Source organism: Streptomyces sp. NPDC052687 (genome assembly GCF_040678395.1).
Classification (GTDB): Bacteria; Actinomycetota; Actinomycetes; order Streptomycetales; family Streptomycetaceae; genus Streptomyces.
In genome coordinates, this window is record NZ_JBFATR010000029.1 from 45,662 (window position 1) to 64,270 (window position 18,609).

At 75.7% G+C, this 18,609-nt stretch carries 1 protein-coding gene; it reads left to right on the plus strand.

Features of this window, described 5'->3' with window-relative positions; genetic code table 11:
- Positions 1 to 16: 16 nt before the first annotated feature.
- Positions 17 to 18,607: a non-ribosomal peptide synthase/polyketide synthase gene (locus AB0K92_RS22320; protein ID WP_365925420.1), complete on the plus strand. Its 18,591-nt coding sequence runs from the start codon at positions 17 to 19 to the stop codon at positions 18,605 to 18,607.
- Positions 18,608 to 18,609 lie beyond the last annotated feature (2 nt).

Consider the following 18,609-nt stretch of genomic DNA (forward strand, 5'->3'; position numbering starts at 1 on the left):
GAAGGACTGCTCCCCGATGACGGACCTGCACGCCCCGCGCCCCGCCACGCCCGCCTCCGCCGGTCCCGTCCCGCCGGCCCGTGCCGACCACGCCGCCCGGCACGTCCCCCTCGGTGAGGTGTTCACCGGCTGGGTGACGCGCGACCCGCACGCCCCCGCGGTGACCGACGGCCGCCGCATCTGGTCGTACGGCGAACTCGCCCGGCGGGCCGGCCGGCTCGCCGCCCACCTCGCCGCGAACGGCGCCGGACCGGAGCGGACCGTGGCACTGGGCCTGCCGCGCTCGATGGAACTGATCGCCGCCGAGCTGGCCGTGGCCCTGACCGGTGCCGCCTTCCTGCCCGTCGATCCCGACTACCCCGCCGAACGCCGGGAACTGATGCTCGCCGACGCCGCACCGGCCGTCGTCCTGGACGACCTCGACCGGGTCCGCGCACTGCTGGACGACGAGGGCCGGGAGGCGACCGCGCCCGCCCACCGGGTGCTCCCCGACCACGCGGCGTACGTCATCTTCACCTCCGGCTCGACCGGTGTCCCCAAGGGCGTCACCGTCACCCACCGAGGCATCGCCGGGTTCGCCGCGGCGGCCGCCGAGCGGTACGCCGTCGGCCCGGGCGACCGCGTGCTGCAGTTCTCCTCGCCCAGCTTCGACGCCTCCGTACTGGAGCTGTGCGTCTCGGTGCTGTCCGGCGCCATGCTGGTCGTCCCACCGCACGGGCCCTGGCTGGGCGACGAACTCGCCGCCGTCCTGGACGAGCACCGCATCTCCCACGCCCTCATACCGCCCGCCGCCCTCGCCACGCTGCCCGACCCGGCGGACATCGGCGGCCTGCCGTCACTGCGGACCCTGATCGTCGGGGCCGAGGCGTGCCCGGCCGCGCTCGTCGACCGGTGGGCGCCCGGCCGACGCATGATCAACTCCTATGGGCCGACCGAGGCGACCATCGTCGCCACCTGGACCGGACCGCTGACCACCGGCACCGGCACACCGGCCATCGGCGGCCCGCTGCCCGGCACCGAGGCCCACGTCCTGGACGCGGCGTTGCGCCCGGTGCCCCCCGGCACCGAGGGCGAGCTGTACGTGGGCGGCGACGGGCTGGCCCGCGGCTACCTCGGCCGCCCCGGCCTGACCGCGACCCGGTTCGTCGCCCACCCCTCCGGGCCGCCCGGGGCCCGGCTCTACCGGACCGGCGACCGGGTACGCCAACGGGCGGACGGTGAACTGGAGTTCCTCGGCCGGGTCGACCGCCAGGTCAAGGTGCGCGGGTTCCGCATCGAACCCGGCGAGATCGAGGCCGCCCTGATCCAGGACCCGGACGTCCGCGAAGCGGTCGTCGTGGTCCGCGACGAGGAACCCGCCCGCGGCCGGCTCGTCGGCTACGTCACCCCCGCCGACCCGGCTCGCCGGCCCGAGCCCGCCCGGCTGCGCGCCGCCCTCGCCGCCGCCCTGCCGGCCCACATGGTGCCCTCCGCCGTCGTCGTCCTGGACGCGCTGCCGCTGACCCCGCAGCACAAGATCGACCTACGGGCGCTGCCCGCCCCCGGCGGCACCCGGACCGAGGAGCAGGTCGAGCCGCGTACCGACGGCGAGCGGACCCTGGCCGGGATCTGGGCCGACGTCCTCGGCGTCGACGCCGTCGGCGTCACCGACGACTTCTTCGACCTGGGCGGCGACTCGATCCTCGCCGCCCGCGCCCTCACCCGCATCCGGGAAGCCCTCGGCGCCCGGCTCACCCTGCGCGACGTGTTCACCGCGCGGACCGTCGCCGCGCTCGCCCCGCTGGCCGCCGAGCCGTCGGCCGCCGCCCCGCCGGAGCCGATCCCCGCCGCCCCGCGCGGCGAGCCCGTCCCGCTCTCCAGCGCCCAGCGGCGCCTGTGGTTCCTCGACGACCTCACGGGCGGCGGGACGGAGTACAACACCGGTGTGGCGTTGCGGCTGCGCGGCCCGCTCGACACACCGGCCCTGGACCGCGCCCTGCACCGGCTCGCCGCCCGTCACGACTCCCTGCGCACCACCCTCGCCACCGTCGACGGCCAGGGCGTCCAGCTGGTCGCCGACGAGGCCGTACTGCCCCTGCGCACCGCCGACGTCGGACACCTGCCCGCCAACCGGCGTGACCAGGCCGTCGAGCACCTGCTGACCGAGGAGCTGCGCCGCCCGCACGACCTGACGACCGGGCCCCTGACCCGGGCGCTGCTCATCCGCCGGGCGCCCGAGGACCATGTGCTGCTCCTGGCCCAGCACCACATCGTCACCGACGGCTGGTCGGTCGGCGTCCTGACCAGGGACTTGGCGGCGCTCTACCGCGCGGAGGCCTCCGGAGAACCGGACGGGCTTGCCCGGCCGGGCACGCAGTACCCGGACTTCGCGCTGTGGGAGCACGAGCGGCGCACCGCCGACGCCGACGCCGCAGACCTCGCCTACTGGAGACGCCACCTGGCCGGTCTCCAGCAACTCGAACTGCCCACCGACCGGCCCCGCCCCGCGGTGCGCACCACCGCGGGCGCGGCACACCGCCAGGACATCCCGCCCCACCTGGTGGACCGGCTGCGGCATCTGGCTTCGGGCCGCGGCACCACCCTCTTCACCCTGTTCGCCGCGGCGGCGGCCGTGCTGTTCTCCCGCTACTCCGGACAGCGGGACGTGGCGTTCGGGACCGTCACCAACGGAAGGGACCGCCGCGAACTGGAGGACGTGACCGGCTTCTTCGCCAACACCGTGGTACTGCGCGGCGAGGTCGACGACGCCGCCACGGTCGACCGGTTCGTCCACACCATGCGCGCGACCGTGCTCGACGCCTTTGCCCACGACGGCGTGCCCTTCGACCGGGTGGTCGAGGAACTCGCCCCGCCCAGGGACCCCAGCCGCACCCCGCTGGTGCAGGTGCTGGTGGTGCAGCAGGCGGCACCCGCCCGGCCGCCGATGGCGGCCGGGGTGCGGATCGAGGAGCATCCGCTGCCCCGCCCGGCCGCCCGCTTCGACCTCGTGCTGGAGTTCGCGCCGCGCGCCGACGGCGGCTGCGAGCTGACGGTCGAGTACAACACCGACCTGTTCGAGGCGGCGACCGTGGCCCGGATGAGCCGGCAGCTGCACCGCCTGCTGGAAGGCATGGCGGACGGCCCGCACCGGACGCTGGCCGAACTGCCGCTGCTGTCCGACGACGAGCTGCACACGCTTCTGGCCTCCTGGAACCCGCCCGCGCCGGCCGAGGACCGCGCCGACGACGCCACGCTCCCGGCACTGTTCGAGCAGCAGGTGGCCCGGACACCCGACCGGACCGCCGTGACCTGCGGCGAGACCCGGCTGGACTACGCCGGGCTGAACCGGCGCGCCAACCGTCTCGCCCGGCTCCTCACGGCGCGCGGCGCGGGCCCGGAGTCCTTGGTGGCGCTCTGCCTGCCGCGCACCGCCGACCTGCTGCCCGCGCTGTGGGCCGTACTGAAGTCCGGCGCCGGATACCTGCCCGTCGACCCCGGCTACCCGGCCGAGCGCATCCGCTTCATGCTCACCGACGCGGCCCCCGCCCTCGTCCTCGCCACCCGTGAGACGGCGCACGCGCTCCCCGGCGACTGCGAGGTGCTGCTGCTGGAGGACGTCGAGGGCGCCGACGGCGACGCCCACGCCGACCTGACCGACGCCGACCGGACGGCACCGCTGCACCCGTCCCACCCCGCCTACGTCATCTACACCTCCGGCTCCACCGGCCGCCCCAAGGGCGTGGTCGTCACCCATCACAGCGTGGCCGCGCTGGCCGCCTGGGCGCGGGACACCTTCGGCCGGAGCGGGCTCTCCCACGTCGTCGCGTCCACCTCCCTCAACTTCGACGTGTCCGTCTTCGAGCTGCTGTGCCCCCTGCTGGTCGGCGGGAGCGTCGAGGTGGTCGCCGACCTCCCCGCCCTCGCCGACCTCCCTGCCCCCGCCGACGGCTCCGGCCCGCGCCGGGCCGGACTGCTCAGCGGCGTGCCGTCCGTGCTATCCCGCGTACTCGGCGGCGGCACGGGCGCCGGCGCCATCGAGGCGGACACCGTCGTCCTGGCCGGCGAGGCCCTGCCCGCCCGGACCGTACGGGACATCAGGGACGCCATGCCCGCCGCCGAGGTGGCGAACATCTACGGCCCCACCGAGGCCACCGTCTACGCCACCGCCTGGTTCGCCGACGGCACCCTCCCCGACCAGCCCCCGCCCATCGGCCGCCCCGTCGCCCGCACCCGCGCCTACGTGCTGGACCGGCTGCTCCGCCCCCAGCCACCCGGCGTCACCGGCGAGTTGTACCTCGGCGGTGACGGGCTGGCCCGCGGCTATCTGCGCCGCCCCGGCCTGACCGCCGCCCGCTTCGTCGCCGACCCGTTCGGCGCCCCCGGGGACCGCATGTACCGCACGGGCGACCTGGTGCGCTGGCGGGCCGATGGCCAGCTCGAGTACCTGGGCCGCATCGACCAGCAGGTCAAGGTGCGCGGTTTCCGCATCGAACTCGGCGAGGTGGAGGAGGCACTGCGCGGCTGCGCGGGTGTCGCCGAGGCCGCCGCCACCGTCCGTGACGGCGACGGCCACCGCCGCCTGGCCGGATACGTCGTCGCCGCCCCCGGCGCCCGCGTGGAACCGGAGGCGGTGCGCCGGGAACTCGGGCGCACCCTGCCCGACTACATGGTCCCCTCGGCCGTCGTGGTGCTGCCCGCCCTGCCGCTCAACCCCAACGGGAAACTGGACCGCGGCCGGCTGCCCGACCCGGCGCCGGCCGGATCCGCCGCACGCCACGTCGCGCCCCGGACACCCACCGAACGCGCCCTTGCCGCGATCTGGGCCGACGTCCTGCACGTCGACCGCGTCGGCGCGGACGACAACTTCTTCGCGCTGGGCGGCGACTCCATCCTCAGCATCCAGGTCGTGGCCCAGGCCCGGCAGGCGGGCCTGACGATCACCTCGCGGGACGTCTACCGGCACCAGACGGTCGCCGCCCTGGCCCGCCGCGCCGACGAGGCGGGCAGCCGCCGGCCCGCCGCCCCCAGCGCACCGGTCGAGGCGACCGGCAGCGCGCCGCTGACGCCCATCCAGCACTGGCTCTTCGGCAGCGCTGCCGAGCGGGCCGGACACTTCGCTCAGACGCTTTCGGTGGCAGTGCCCGCCGATGTCGACGCGACCGCGCTGGAAGCCGCCCTCGACGACGTGCTCGCCCACCACGACGCACTGCGCTCCCGTTTCCTCACCGACGACGGGGGCGTACGGTGGCTGATCGACGGCCCCGGCGCGCGCTGCCGCCTCACCCGCCACACCGGCCCCGACACCGACACCCCGCACCTCGGCCCGTACGACCTGAGCCGCGGCCCGCTGCTGCGCGCCGTCCTGCACGACCGGGGCTCGGGACGGCCGCCCGTCCTGCACCTGTCCGCCCACCACCTCGTCGTGGACGGAGTCTCCTGGCGCCTGCTGCTCGAAGACCTCGACCGCGCCTACCGCGCCCGGCGCGAAGGCCGGGACGGAGCCTCGGCGCTGCCCCGCAAGTCCTCCCCGGTGCGGCAGTGGGCCGAGCGCCTGGCCGCGCACACCGCCGCCGGCGGCTTCGACGACGAGAAGGCGTACTGGACCGGGGTGGCCGAAGGCGCCGGGACCGTCCTGCCGGCGGACCAGGAGGGCGACAACACCTACGCCTCGCAGCGGTCGGTGACGGTGCGTCTCGGCCCCCAGGACACCGAAGCGCTGCTGCGGACCCTGCCCGAGACGTACCGCACGCAGGCCAACGACGTCCTGCTCGCCGCCCTCGGCCGGGTGCTGTGCGGCTGGAGCGGGTACGAGACGGTGCTGGTGGACGTCGAGGGCCACGGCCGCGAGGACCTCTTCGCCGACGTCGACACCAGCCGCACCGTGGGCTGGTTCACCACCCGCCACCCCGTCGCCCTGGCCGTCCCGCCCGGGGAGTCCTGGGACACCGTGCTGAAGCAGGTCAAGGAACACCTGCGCGCGGTGCCCCGGCACGGCATCGGCCACGGCGCCCTGACGCTGTCGGACCGCGACGGCACACCGCCCCCGGCGACCAGCGCGCAGATCAGCTTCAACTACCTGGGCCGCTTCGGACTGTCCGAGACATCCGAGGGGCTGTACCGCGGGCTGGCGCGCCCGCTGGAGCTGGACGCCGACCCCTCGGCACCGCGCCCGCACGCCCTGGAGGTCGTAGGACGGCTGGACGGCGACAGCCTGGAGTTCACCTGGTTCTACTCGGAGCGGCTGCACCGCCCGGAGACCGTCGCGGACCTCGCGCAACGGTACGCCGAGGCGCTGGCCGGTCTCGCCCGGTACGCGGCCCGCCCCGGTGCCGCCGGACGCACCCCCTCGGACTTCCCGCTCGCCCGGCTCGACCAGACGCACGTCGACCGCATCGCGGGGGAGGACCCCGCCGGCGTCGAGGACGTCCACCCCCTCACGCCCACCCAGGCCGGCATGCTCTTCCACCAGCTCTCCCAGGACGACCGCGGCGTGTACTTCCAGCAGCTGACGTTCGTCCTGGACGGCGTGCCCGACCCGGCTGTGCTGGCGGACGCCTGGCAGCGGGTCACCAACCGCACACCCGTGCTGCGCTCGCGCGTAGTGTGGCAGGACGTGCCCGAGCCGCTGCTCGTGGTGCAGCACCGGGCCACCGTGCCGGTGGAACTGCCCGACTGGCGCGGCCTGTCCGGCGCCGAACAGGAGCAGCGGCTGCGCGACCTGCTCGACCGCGACCGGGCCCGTGGCCTCGACCTGACCCGCGCACCGCTCCAGCGCCTCGTGCTGGCCCGGGTATCCGACCACGCGGTGCGTGTCGTGTGGTCCTTCGACCATCTGATCCTGGACGGCTGGAGCCTGTTCCAGGTCCTCTCCGACGTCTTCGCCTGCCACGCCGGCCTGTCCGGCACCGCACAGATCGCGCTGCCCGACCGCCGCCCCTTCCGCGACTACGTCGCCTGGCTGCGCGAACGCGCCGACCTGGCCGAGGCCGAACGGCACTGGCTCACCCGCCTGAACGGGCTGAGCGAGACCACCGCGCTGCCCTTCGACCGCGAGCCCCGCGAGAGCCACCGCGCGGAGTCGACACAGGCGGTGCGCGTCACCCTGCCCGAGGCCACCACCCGGGCCCTCACGGAGCTGGCCCGCACGGCGGGCCTGACGATGAACACCCTCGTCCAGGGCGCCTGGGCACTGCTGCTGAGCCGCCAGGCGGGCCGCGACGAGGTGGTCTTCGGCACCACCGTCTCCGGACGGCCGCCCGAACTGCCCGGTGCCGACGCCATCACCGGCCTGTTCATCGCGACCCTGCCCAGCCGCGTGAGCGTGCCGCGCGACGAGCCGCTGCTCACCTGGCTGGACCGGCTCCAGCAGGAGCAGAGCGAGGACCGCCGCCACGGCCACGTGCCGCTGCACCGGATGACGGCGTACACCGACCTGCCCGAGCGGGCCGCCCTCTTCGACAGCATCGTCGTGTTCGAGAACTACCCGGTCGACGACGATCTCGCCGCCGCGCACGGGCTGCGGCTGACCGGCCTGGACGGCATCGAGACCACCAACTACCCGCTCAGCCTGGTCGCCTACCCCGGCCCGGAACTCGCCCTGCGCCTCGGCTACGACCCGGACCTCTTCGACGCCCCGACCGTCGAACGGATGGCCGAGTACCTCACCGTCCTGCTGGAGAGCTTCGCCGCCACACCGCGGCAGACGCCCGCGCGCCTGCCCCTGCTGACGGCCGCCCGCCGCGCACAGGTCCTCCACGAGTGGAACGACACGGCCACCGGCACCCCCGCCGCGACCGCCGCCGGCCTCTTCGCCGCGCAGGTGGAGCGCACTCCCGACGCCGTCGCGCTGCTCGCCGGTACCGAACGGCTCACCTACCGCGAGCTCGACGACCGGGCGGCGGCCCTGGCCGGCCGACTGGCCGCGCTCGGGGTGCGCCCGGAGGCCGCCGTCGGCGTGCTCATGGACCGCTCGGCGGCCCTCGTCGTCACGCAGCTCGCCCTCGCCCGCCTCGGCGGCGTGTACGTCCCGCTCGACGGCAGGGCGCCGCGCGAACGGCTGCGCACGATGCTCGCGCAGGCCGGCGCCGATCTGCTGCTCACGGACGCGGAGTGGCAGGAGACGGCCGCGGATTTCCTCCCGGAAGGGCGCGTGCTGCGGCCGGACGACGACACCGCCGCGACCACCGGCCTCGCGACGGTGGCGCGCGTGCACCCGGACAACGTCCAGTACCTCATGTTCACGTCCGGCTCCACCGGCGTCCCCAAGGGCGTGGCGGCGCGGCAGCGGGACGTCGCCGCGCTCGCCCTGGACCGGGCCTTCGCCGGCCACGACCGCGTCCTCGTGCACTCCCCGCACGCCTTCGACGCCTCCACCTACGAGCTGTGGGTGCCGCTGCTGCGCGGCGGCACGGCCGTCCTCGCCCCGCCCGGCGACCTGGACGCGGCCGCAGTCCGCCACGCGATCACCGAACAGGGCGTGACCTGCCTGTTCCTCACGGTCGGCCTGTTCCGCCTGCTCGCCCAGGAGGACCCGGCCTGCCTGCGCGGCGCCCGGGAGGTGTGGACCGGCGGCGAGGCCGTGCCCGGCGCCGCGGTCCGGCGGGTGCTGGACGCCTGCCCCGACCTCACCGTCGTCGACGTCTACGGCCCGACCGAGACCACCACCTTCGCCACCCGGCGGGTCTTCCGAGCCGGTGACGCGCTGCCCGCGACGCTGCCCATCGGCCGCCCCCTGGACGACACCCGCGTCTACGTCCTGGACGGCGCGCTCCAGCCGCAACCGCCCGGCGTGCCCGGAGAGCTTTACCTGGCGGGCGCCGGACTGGCCCGCGGCTACGCCGGACGCCCCGGCGCGACGGCGGCCCGCTACCTCGCCGACCCCTACGGCCCGCCCGGCACGCGGATGTACCGCACCGGCGACATCGTGCGCTGGAGCGCCGACGGCGAACTGCACTTCGTGGGACGCGTCGACGACCAGATCAAGATCCGTGGCTTCCGCGTCGAGCCCGCCGAGATCGAGGCCCGGCTCACCGCCCACCCGGCGATCGCCGAGGCCGTGGTGTCGGTGTCGCGGCACGAGGGACGCAAACGCCTGGTCGCCCACCTGGTGCCGGCCCCCGGCGCGGCCCTGCCGCAGGCGGCCGAACTGCGCGCCCACGTGTCGGGGGAACTGCCCGACTACATGGTCCCGGCCGCGTTCGTCACCGTCGCCGAGCTGCCCCTGACCGCGAACGGCAAGGTCGACCGGCGACGGCTGCCCGAGCCCGAGTGGTCGGCGGCGGCCGACACCGCCTACCGCGCGCCGCGCACCGGGGCCGAGCGGGTGCTCGCCGGGATCTGGGCCGAGCTGCTCGGTGTGGAACGCGTCGGCCTGGACGACCACTTCTTCATGCTGGGCGGCGACTCGATCGTCAGCATCCAGGTCGTCTCCCGCGCCCGCACCGCCGGGCTCGCGCTGACCCCGAGGGACCTGTTCCGCCACCCCACCCTCGCCGCCCTGGCCGCCGCCGCGACCGGCGCCGCCGCGACCGTCGCGGGCACCGGCCCGGTGACCGGGAAGGTCCCGCTCACCCCGATCCAGCACTGGTTCCTCGACGCCGAACCGTCCCGCCCGGAGTACTTCAACCAGTCCCTGCTCGTCGAGACGGCCGAGGACGTCGACCCCGGCGCGCTGAGCGCCGCCCTGGCCGCGCTCTGGGCCCACCACGACGCCCTGCGCGCCCGCTTCACCCGCGCGGCGGACGGCACCTGGCACCAGGAGTACACCGCCGCGGACACCGAGGTTCCGGAGCTGCTGCGGGTGCACGACCTGCGCGGCCTGGACGCCCGCGCCGCCGAGGAGGCCGAGGCCCGCCTCTCCCACGAGGCGCACACCGGCTTCCGGCTGGACACCGGTCCGCTGATCGCCGCCCGCCTCTTCACCGGCGAGGGCCGGACCGCCCGCCTGCTGCTGACGGCCCATCACCTGATCGTCGACGGCGTCTCCTGGCGTGTCCTGCTGGAGGACCTGGAGACCGCCTACCGGCAGGCCCGATCCGGCGAGCCGGTGCAACTGCCGCAGCGCACCACGTCGGTGCGGGAGTGGGTGCGCAGGCTCACCGAACGCACCGGTGAGGCGGACCTCGCCGCCGAGCGTGCCCACTGGGAGGACGTGTCCCGGCACTGCGCCGAACCCCTGCCCGTGGACCTCGACGGCGGCAACACCGTCACCGACCTGCGCGCCGTGACCGTACGCCTCGACCGGCAGCGCACCGACGACCTGCTGCGCAAGGTGCCCGGCGTCTACCGCACCCGCGTCGACGACGTCCTGCTGACCGCCCTCGGCCGCGTCCTGGCCGACTGGACCGGCCGCGGCACCGTGGCCGTGGGACTGGAGGGACACGGCCGCGAGGACCAGCTCTTCGACGACCTCGACCTGTCCCGCACGGTCGGCTGGTTCACCAGCCTCTTCCCGGTCGCCCTCCACCTGCCCCACGGCGACTGGGGTGCCGCGCTGAAGGCCGTCAAGGAACAACTGCGGGCCGTGCCCGACCGGGGAATCGGCTACGGCGCCCTGCGCCACCTCGCGGGCGACGAACGGCTCGCCGCCGCGCCCCTGCCCGCCGTCAGCTTCAACTACCTGGGCCGGTTCGACTGGTCGGCCGCCGACGGCGCGCTGGTGCGGGGCGTTCCGGGCGGTCTGGGCGGTGCGGAGGACCCGGGCGCGCCGCGTCCGCACCTGCTGGACGTGATCGCCCGCGTCGAGGACGACCAACTGGAGATCACCTGGCACTACAGCGGCGGACGCCACCGCGAGGAGACGATCGCCTCCCTCGCCGAGGGCATGCTGCGATCGCTGGAGGAGGTCGTCGCGCACTGCGCCGACCCGCGGGCCGGCGGCCGCACGCCCTCGGACTTCCCGCTGGCCCGGCTCGACCAGGCCGCCGTGGACCGGGTCGTGGGCGACGGCCGCGGCGTCGAGGACGTGTACCCGCTGACGCCGATGCAGGCGGGCATGCTGTTCCACAGCCTCATGGACCCCCAGGCCCGCACCTACGTCAACCAGGTGCAGGTCGTCCTGCACGGCGTCACCGACCCGTACGCGCTCGCCGAGGCCTGGCAGCGCACGGCCGACGCCAACGCGATTCTGCGCACCCGCCTGGTGTGGCAGGAGACCGCAGAACCCCTCCAGGTGGTCGAGCGGCGGGCCGCCCTGCCGGTCACCCACCACGACTGGACCGGGTGGTCCGCCGAGCGGTGCGCGCGGGAGACGGAGTCGCTGCTCGACGCGGACCGGGAGGCCGGGATCGACCTGGGCGCGGCCCCGCTGACGCGGCTGGCGCTGATCCGGCTGGCTCCGGACCGGGTGCGCCTGGTGTGGACGTTCCACCACGTGCTGCTCGACGGCTGGAGCGCGGCCCAGGTGTTCGACGAGGTATGCGAGCGGTACGCGGCCCTGACCGCCGGCCGCCGCCCGCAGGTGCCCGACCGGGTGCCCTTCGCCCGCTACCTGGAGTGGGCGGCCGCCCAGGACACCGGCCGGGCGGAACGCTACTGGCGCGAGACCCTCGCCGGATTCACCAGCCCCACCGAACTGCCGCGCGACCGGCGGCCCGCCGACGCCCACCGGGCCTCCTCGTCGGGCACGGTGCGGGTGGCCCTCGGGCAGGACGTCTCGGCGCGGCTGCGCGAGACCGCCCAGCGGGCCGGGCTGACCGTCAACACGGTGCTCCAGGGCGCCTGGGGGCTGCTGCTGCACCACTACGGCGGCGGTGACGACGTCGTCTTCGGCACGACCGTCTCCGGCCGCCCGGCCGAACTGCCCGGCGTGACCTCCATGGTGGGCCTGTTCATCAACACCCTGCCCACGCGGCTGCGCATCGACGGGCGGCGCCCGGTGCTGGAGTGGCTGCGCGAGGTGCAGGCCGCTCAGTCGGAGTCGCGGCGCCACGACTTCGTCTCCCTCGCCCAGTTGCAGTCGTGGAGCGAGGTGCCCGGCGGCACCAGCCTGTTCGACAGCATCGTCGTCTTCGAGAACTACCCGTTCGACGCGGGCGCCCTGGCCCGGCACGGACTCGCCGTCGAGCAGGAACGCGACGTGGAGCCGACCAACTACCCGCTCAGCGTGGTCGTCGCGCCCGGCGACGACGTGACGGTGACCCTCGACTACGACCCGGACGTCTTCGACGCCGCCACCGTCGAAGGGCTGGGCGCGAGCCTGCGCACGTTGCTGACCCAGTTCGCCGCCGACGCCGGCCGCCGGCTGGCCGACCTCTCTCCGCTCGGCCCGGCCGACGGACAACGCCTGCTGGACCGCCTCGCCGGACCGGTGGCGAGGCTGCCGCGGCACACCCTCCCGGACGCCTTCGCGGCCCAGGCCGCCCGCACCCCCGGCGCCCTCGCCGTCAGCGCGGGTACCGGCCACCTTACGTACCGGCAGCTCGATGAGCGTTCCAACCGCCTGGCCCGCCTGCTGATCGAGGCCGGCGCCGGACCGGAGCGGTTCGTCGCCCTGGCCCTGCCCCGCACCGCCGACCTGATCGTGGCGCTCCTGGCGGTCCTCAAGAGCGGGGCCGCTTACCTGCCCGTCGACCCCGGTCACCCGGCGGAACGCATCGCGTTCCTCTTCGACGACGTACGCCCCGACGCGGTGATCACCAGTGCGGAGACCTCCGCACGGCTGCCGGACGGCCCGTACACGCGGATCGCCCTGGACGACCCGGACTGCGCCGTGCGGCTGGCCGCCGTGTCCGCCGCGCCCGTCACCGAGGACGAGCGGCGCACCCGGCTGCTGCCGGACCACCCCGCCTACGTCATCCACACCTCCGGGTCCACCGGCCGGCCCAAGGGCGTCGTCGTCTCCCACGCGTCGGTGGTGGCTCTGACCGACTGGGCCGCCGCCGAGTTCACCGGCCGCGGGCTCGCCCACGTGGTGGCCTCCACGTCGCTCAACTTCGACGTGTCGGTGTTCGAGATCCTCTCGCCGCTGCTGGCGGGCGGCCGGGTCGAGGTCGTCCGCGACCTGCTCGCCCTCGCCGAACGGCCCGAGCCGTGGCGGGCGGGGCTGCTCAGCGCCGTACCCTCCGCCCTCGGCCGCCTGCTGGCCGAGGACACCGTGCACGTCACCGCCGACACGGTCGTCCTGGCCGGCGAGGCACTGCCCGCCCGCGCCGTCCGCCAGGTCCGCGAGGCCATCCCCGGCTGCCGGGTGATGAACATCTACGGCCCCACCGAGGCCACCGTCTACGCCACCGCCTTCACCTGCGACCCGGCCGACCCCGACCGCAGCCCGCCCATCGGCCGGCCCGTCGGCGGCGCCCGCGCCTACGTCCTCGACGCCCGGATGCGGCCCGTGCCCGTCGGGGCACCCGGCGAGCTGTACCTCGCCGGGACCGGAGTGGCCCGCGGCTACCTGAACCGGCCCGGCCTGACCGCCTCCCGCTTCCTCGCCGACCCGTTCGGCCCGCCCGGCAGCCGCATGTACCGCACCGGCGACCTGGTCCGCTGGACGGCCGGCGGGGACCTGGTGTACCTGGGCCGCGGCGACGACCAGGTCAAGGTGCGCGGCTTCCGCATCGAACTCGGCGAGGTCGAGGCGGCGCTGGCCCGGCACCCGCAGGTCGCCGAGGCCGCCGCACGGGTCGTGGAACACGACGGCCACAAGCGCCTGGTGGGCTACGCCGTGCCACACGCCGGTGACGCCCCGGCCCCGGCCGACCTGCGGGCCTTCCTCGCCCGCACCCTGCCCGACCACCTGGTCCCGGCGGTCGTGGTGCCGCTGGAGCGGCTGCCGCTGGGCGCCACCGGCAAGCTGGACCGGCGGGCCCTGCCGGAACCGGTGTGGTCCGCGGCCGTCACCGCGGAGGACGCCCGGCCGCCGCGCACCGCCACCGAGCACACCCTCGCCGCGATCTGGTCGCAGGTCCTGGGCGTGCCCGAAGTGGGCGCGACTGACAACTACTTCGCGCTCGGCGGAGACTCCATCCTCGGCATCCAGATCGTCTCCGCGGCCCGCCGCGCCGGACTGACACTGACGCCCCGGCACCTCTTCCAGCACCAGACGATCGCCGAACTGGCCGCGGCGATCGAGGAGTCACCGGCCGCCACGGCCACCGCCACGGCCGACCAGGGCCCGGTCGTCGGAGACGTACCCCTGACGCCCGTGCAGCACTGGCTGCTCGACACCCTCACCGGCGACCCGGCCCGCTTCACCCAGGCCGTCTCCTTCGAGGTGGCGCCCGACACCGACGAGACACTGCTGCGCGCCGCCCTCGCGACGGTGCTGGAGCAGCACGACGCGCTGCGCATGCGGTACGAGCAGGACGGCGAGGGGCAGTGGCGCCAGACGGGCACGCCGCCCGGCGCGGACCCACACCTGGAGGTGCATCCCCGCGGGGAACCGGCTCGCGTGGCCGCCGACCTGTGCGCCGGGTTCGACCTGGCGCGGGGCCCGCTGCTCAAGGCCGCCCTGTGCCACCGGGACGACGACCGGCCGCCCGTGCTGCTGCTGGCCGCCCACCACCTGGTCGTCGACGCGGTGTCCTGGCGGGTGATCCTCGAAGACCTCGACACCGCCCATCGGGCGCTGCGTGCCGGCCGGACCCCCGACCCGGGTGCGAAGACGACCTCCTTCCGCGACTGGGCCCGGCGCCTGGCCGCGCACACCGCCGACGGCGGCTTCGACGACGAGATCGCGCACTGGAGCGGCCTGCGCCCGACCGCCCTGCCGACCGACCTCCCCGGCGGCAACACCGCCGCCGACGAGGAGACCGTGACGGTGAGTCTCGGTGCCGAGGACACCCGCCGGCTCCTCCAGGAGGTGCCGGACGCCTACCGCACCCGCGTCAACGACGTCCTGCTGTGCGCGCTCGGCCGGGTCCTGGCGCGCTGGACGGGAGAGGACCGGGTGGTGGTCGCGCTGGAGGGCCACGGCCGCGAGGATCTCTTCGACGACGTCGACCTCTCCCGCACCGTCGGCTGGTTCACCACCATGTTCCCCGTCGGGCTCGACGTCCCCCGCGACGCCGGCCCCGGCACCGCGCTGAAGACCGTCAAGGAGAACCTGCGGGCCGTACCGCGCGGGGGAGTGGGCTACGGCGCGCTGCGGCACCTGCACCCCACGGCGGGCCGCGAACTGCCCGCCCTGCCGCAGGTGAGCTTCAACTACCTGGGACAGCAGAACTGGAGCGCGGCCGACGGCGGCCTGCTGCGTGCCCCCCACGAGGGGCTGACCGGCGGCATGGACCGCTCCGCGGACCGGCCGCACCTGATCGACGTCCTCGGCCGGGTCACCGGCAAGCGACTGGAGTTCACCTGGTCGTACTCCCGCCGCGTGCACCGGCACGACACCGTCGCACGGCTCGCGCAGGAGACGGCGGAGGAACTGCGCCGCATCGTCCGGCACTGCGCGGAGCCCGGCGCGGGCGGGCGCACCCCGTCCGACTTCCCGCTGGCCGCCCTCGACCAGGCGGCCGTCGACCGGCTCGTCGGCGACGGGCGCGACGTGACGGACGTCTACCCGCTCACGCCCACCCAGACCGGCATGGTCGTGCACGGCATGGACGAGCCGGGCGAGGGCCTGTACGTCGAGCAGATCACCTTCGTCGCCGACGGCGTGCGCGAGCCCGCGCTGCTGGCGGCCGCCTGGCAGCGCGTCGTGGACGCGACGCCCGTCCTGCGCACCGCCGTCACCCTGACCGGGGTGCCGGTCCCGCTGCAGACCGTGCACCGCCGCGTCACCCTGCCCGTCACCCACCTCGACTGGAGCGACCTGGACCCGGACCGGCGGGAGTCCGAACTGCGGCAGCTGCTCGACGAGGACCGCGCCCGTGGCATCGACCTGGACCGGCCCCCGCTGCTGCGCGTCACCCTGATCCGGCTCGGCCCGGACGAGGTGCGCGTGGTGTGGACCTTCCATCACGTCCTGCTGGACGGATGGAGCGTCTTCCACGTGCTGTCGGACGTACTGGAGGCGCACGCCGCGCTCGCCGCCGGGACCGAGCCGCGGCCGCCGCGGCGACGGCCCTTCGCGGACTACGCCGCCTGGCTGGCCGGCCGGGACACCGCCGCGGCCGAGGAACACTGGAAGGCCGCCCTCGCCGGCCTCGCCGCGCCCACCCCGCTGCCGTACGACCGCAGGCCCGCCCCGGGCGCCGCCGCCCGGTCGGGCAGCTGGCTGTCGCAGCGGCTCGACGCGGACCGCACGGCCCGGCTGACGGACTACGCCCGCCGCCACCGGCTCACCCTCAACACCCTGGTGCAGGGCGCCTGGGCGCTGCTGCTGGCGCGCTTCAGCGGCGAGCGGGAGGTGTGCTTCGGCACCACCGTCTCCGGACGGCCCGCCGGCCTCCCGGGCGCCGACACCATCACCGGCCTGTTCATCACCACCCTGCCCGCGCGGGTCACCGTGGACGAGTCCACGCCGTGCGCCGCGTGGCTGCGGGAGGTGCAAACCACCCGCGCGGAGGACCGGCGCTTCGACCACGTGCCGCTGACCGACCTGCACCAGTGGAGCGACCTGCCCCCCGGCACGCCCCTGTTCGACAGCCTGCTGGTGTTCGAGAACTACCCGGTCGGCGACGCCACCGCCGGCGCGCACGGCGTGCGCGTACGCGACCTCGACGCCCGCGAGGCGACCAACTACCCCCTCACCGTGGTGGTCTCGCCCGGCCACGAGTTGAGCGTGGAACTCGGCTACGACCCCCGGTACTTCGACGAGGGCACGGCCCGCGCCCTCGCCGACCGGCTGACGCACGCCCTGACCGCGCTCGCCGCCACGGGGGATGGGGCGCCGCTGCACGCCGTCGACGTGCTGCCGCCCGCCGAGCGGCACCGGCTGCTGAACGCACCCGCCCGCCCGCAACTGCCGCCGCCCGCCCCCGTGACGCTGCCCGAGCTGATCGAGGCCGCGGTCGACCGGTGGCCCGACCGGCCCGCCCTCGACACGGGGGAGCGGCTGCTGACCTTCGCCGAGGCGGAGACGCGCGCCAACCGGCTCGCACACCGGCTCATCGCGCGCGGGGCGGGGCCCGGCGACATCGTCGCGCTGGTCCTGCCGCGCTCGGCGGACATGGTCCTCGCCCAGCTCGCCGTGGCCAAGGCGGGCGCCGCGTTCCTCCCGGTGGACCCCGGCTACCCGGCCGAGCGGATCGCGCTGATGCTGCGCGACGCGGACCCCGCCGTCACCCTCACCGCCGAGGAGGTCGCCGACCTGCTCGCCGCACCGCCCGACGGCACGCCCGGCCACCGGCCCACCGACACCGAGCGGAGCCGCCCGCTGGATCTCGACGATCCCGCCTACGTCATCTACACCTCCGGCTCCACCGGCACCCCGAAGGGCGTCGTCGTCACCCACCGGGCACTGGCCGCGTTCGCCGCCGCGGAGGCCGCGCACTACCAGGTCCGCGCCGGAGACCGGGTGCTGGCCTTCGCCACGCCCAGCTTCGACGCGTCCGTGCTGGAGCTGTGCATGTCCCTGCCGAACGGCGCGGCCCTCGTCGTACCGCCGCCCGGCCCGCTGCTCGGCGCCGAACTGGCGGCCGTCCTGCGCACCGGGCGCATCACGCACACCCTGCTGCCGCCCGCCGCGCTCGCCACCCTCCCGCCGGACACCCCCGGCACCCTGCCCGACCTGCGCACCCTGGTGGTCGGCGCGGACGCCTGCCGGGCCGAACTGGTCGCCCGCTGGGCGCCGCACCACCGCATGGTCAACTCCTACGGGCCCACCGAGGCCACCGTCGTCGCCACCTGGTCCGACCCGCTGGAACCGGACGGCACCGCGCCGCCCATCGGCCGCGCGCTGCCCGCCACCGCCGTATACGTCCTCGACACGCGCCTGCGCCCCGTCCCCGACGGCGTGCCCGGTGAACTGTGGCTCGCCGGGCCGGCCCTGGCCCGCGGCTACCTGGGCCGCCCCGGCCTGACCGCGTCGCGCTTCCTCGCCGACCCGTTCGGGCCGCCCGGCACCCGCATGTACCGCACCGGCGACCTGGTCCGCCGCGACGCCCGCGGCGAACTGCACTACCTCGGGCGCACCGACCACCAGCTCAAGCTGCGCGGCCACCGCATCGAGGCCGGCGAGGTGGAGGCCACCCTGGTGCGCCACCCGGCGGTGCTGGACGCCGTGGTGAGCGTGCGGGAGGACGAACCGGGCCTGCCGCGCCTGGTGGCCCACGTCCTCGTCGCCCCCGGCGCCGAACCGCCTACCGGCGCCGAGTTGCGGGCCTTCGCCGCCCGCACCCTGCCCGGGCCCATGGTGCCCTCGGCGTTCGTGACGCTGGACCGCTTCCCGCTGACGGAGAACGGCAAGACCGACCGGGCCGCGCTGCCCGCCCCCGTCCCCGGCACGGAGGAGCGGACCGCCGGACACGTGCCGCCCCGGACACCCACCGAGGAAGCCGTGGCCGCCCTGTGGGAGGAGGCCCTGGAGACCACCGTGGGCGCCGAGGACGACTTCTTCGCCCTCGGCGGCGACTCCCTGCGCGCCCTGCTCATCGCCTCCCGCGCCAACGACGCCTTCGGCGTGCGCCTCACGCCCCGCGACGTCCTGGTGGGCCGCACCGTCGCCGCCCTGGCGGACTTGGTGGAGGAACAGGTGCTGAGTGAACTCGAAGACGCCGCACGCGGCGACAGCGACCACGAAGAACGGTGAGG